2 protein-coding genes are annotated in these 2,543 nt (G+C 43.6%); both read right to left on the reverse strand.

Annotated elements, in window-relative coordinates; genetic code table 11:
* Positions 1-823: 823 nt before the first annotated feature.
* A complete protein-coding gene (locus tag QUB52_RS28915; RefSeq protein WP_332972612.1) occupies positions 824-1,540 on the reverse strand; it encodes a pirin family protein in 717 nt (238 codons plus the stop codon).
* Between the two features lie 20 nt (positions 1,541-1,560).
* Complete coding sequence (locus QUB52_RS28920) at positions 1,561-2,139, reverse strand: antibiotic biosynthesis monooxygenase (protein ID WP_265240105.1); 579 nt, start codon at positions 2,137-2,139, stop codon at positions 1,561-1,563.
* Positions 2,140-2,543: the final 404 nt, after the last annotated feature.

Genomic DNA, 2,543 nt, shown 5'->3' on the forward strand with positions numbered 1-2,543 from the left:
TTACAGTTCGATCGCTTTTGATGAAAGATTCTAACGCCGCTCTTTCTTTTTCCATATCTTTCTGTGGCATTTGTAAGTTATTCATTTTTTTTATTGTCACAATCAATCATTGCATATAATTATATCATAATAAGTGTAGATAATGATTTAGGATTGCTATAATCCAATACGGTTCACTTAAGATTGTCCGAAGAGAGGAACGAAGCAATCGCAGTATTTATTTTTCATGCTTTTTTGCCGCCTGGATATTTTTAAGTGAACCGTATTGCTATATTATCCAGAAAGTTCTTGAGGTGAGGTACATCGCAGTCAGCCTGCATCGGCGATTTTCCCATCGACCTGACCACGCCATAGATGAGTTTTTAGTATTCGCAAACGTTGATTAGAACCACCCAATTGGTACAGGTTTTCTTTGAGATGATACCAAAAAAAGTTAAAAACAGAGGTACTGGAATAAAAATGAATCCTCCTGTTTTTACTATCTTAAAGCCTCCCAAACCTTAAGTAAACCGCATTGCTCTATAACCTGCCGACTTACTTTAATTATGGCTTGGGTTCCATTGGTTTGGGAGCATTTGTGTTTTGCATTTAATAGTCCGAAGGTTCCCGTTCGCGACCTTGTTTCTCGCTAGCTTGCGACTTTTAGGAGGGTTACAGGAGAATTGGCTGAGTTGCGTCGCTCGCAAAATTGTTTGTGCGATCGGATACCGTGAATCTAGGTTTAATGATGAATAGGCGATCGCGATTTTTGTTATAAGTGCGATCGCTTTTATTTTGATATAACTGAAACGAGCGGATGAATAAGTCGATCGCATTTGAGGACTTACGCCAGATCGAAGATCAAGATTTCAGCATTGGCTTCGGTAGTCAGTTCTAGCACTTCTGTGCTACCAATCTGCACGCCATCGCCTTCACACAACGATTCACCGTTCAACGTCACGATGCCGCGTGCTACCTGAACCCACGCAAAGCGATCGCTGGACATCTCAAACACAACGCGATCGCCTGATGATAGCACCGAAACATAGAGATTAATGTCTTGGTGAATCGTTACAGAGCCGTCTCTCCCATCCTTAGAAGCAACCAATTTCAATTTGCCTTGCTTTGCTTCTAATCCAAAATTAAGCTGCTCGTAACGAGGAGTTAGATTTTGTGTATCCGGTAACATCCAGATTTGCAGAAAATGTACTGGGTCATCTTTGGAAGCGTTGAATTCACTGTGTTGAATGCCTGTACCCGCACTCATAACTTGGACATCTCCGGGACGGATGACCGAACCATTTCCCAGGCTATCTTTATGGGCTAATTCTCCTTCTAAAACGTAGGTGAGAATCTCCATATCGCGGTGTCCGTGGGTAGCAAATCCAGCACCAGGAATAACGCGATCGTCGTTAATTACTCGCAAACTCCGAAAACCCATGCGATCGGGATCTTGGAAGCCACCAAAGGAGAAAGTATGATAACTGTCGAGCCAACCTATTTTTGTATGACCGCGGGCATTGCGATCGTGGATCGGATGCTTGACTTGTGGATTTGACATAGAACTATCCTCCGATAATTTCAAGAATTTTTGGGATAAAGCCATCGATAAAATAACCGAGTTACACGGGGCATAACCAGATAAGTCAAACAGAAAACGGTTAGCAAAGTTAACACAAACGATCGCACTAATGGCGGTAAAACAGTCAATGCAGGCGCAAGGAGCGCTCCCAGAAGCTGGACTACGACAAAGACCGCTAATCCGGTTAAGATCGCCATTTTGTAGCGTTTGGGTGGATGCTGAACGAGCTTTCCTGGCAGGGTGAACCAGGTCTCTAAACCAGTCAGGATTTCTACATTTTGATCTTGTTGTACCAGGGGTTGTACCTTGTCGATCCAGCGTTGGCGGACGGGGGAATCCATCCATTCCTTGAGATGTTTGTAGCAATCAAACTTGAGGACGATCGCATATTCGGGATGGGATGAATCATGGGGACGGATAAAGCTAACGCCACAATGTCCGTCAAATTGTTGGGCAACTCCAGAAACATCATGCAACCATTGTTCGTATTCCTGTTCGCGCCCCGGTTTCACCAGATGTGAAATAGCGGCTGTAACGGGTTGTTTGTCGGTATCTAGTACGACGATCGCAGGTGTCATTTCAATTACGCCTCCTCTCACAATGTAAAGCTACAACCCATACCACATCAGAAGCTCGATCGCGAGCCTGCTTTTCGATCAACTGCCCCAAAAATCCAATCTGGCGATCGCAGCCGAAATCATGAGTATAATCGCCCTATGAAATGGAAGTATGGATCTTTGAGTTTGTCGCTCAGACTTGAATCGAATTATAAACCAATACGCTTGGGTTAATACCGTCAATAGAGATCAAAAAACGATGTGAGAAATGGGGTAGTGCCCTAAAGGTAAGGATGGTTGAAATTCCTTGGCAGTCTGGAGTTCATTGATTTACTACCGTGTAGGAATATCCAAGTATCTGCTCAGGACAGGGTTCAAAGTGCTGATTATTTCGTTAATGTCTTGGCTTTGTAGCTGCAAATACA

The organism is Microcoleus sp. A6-C6, assembly GCF_036705955.1.
Classification (GTDB): domain Bacteria; phylum Cyanobacteriota; class Cyanobacteriia; order Cyanobacteriales; family Microcoleaceae; genus Microcoleus.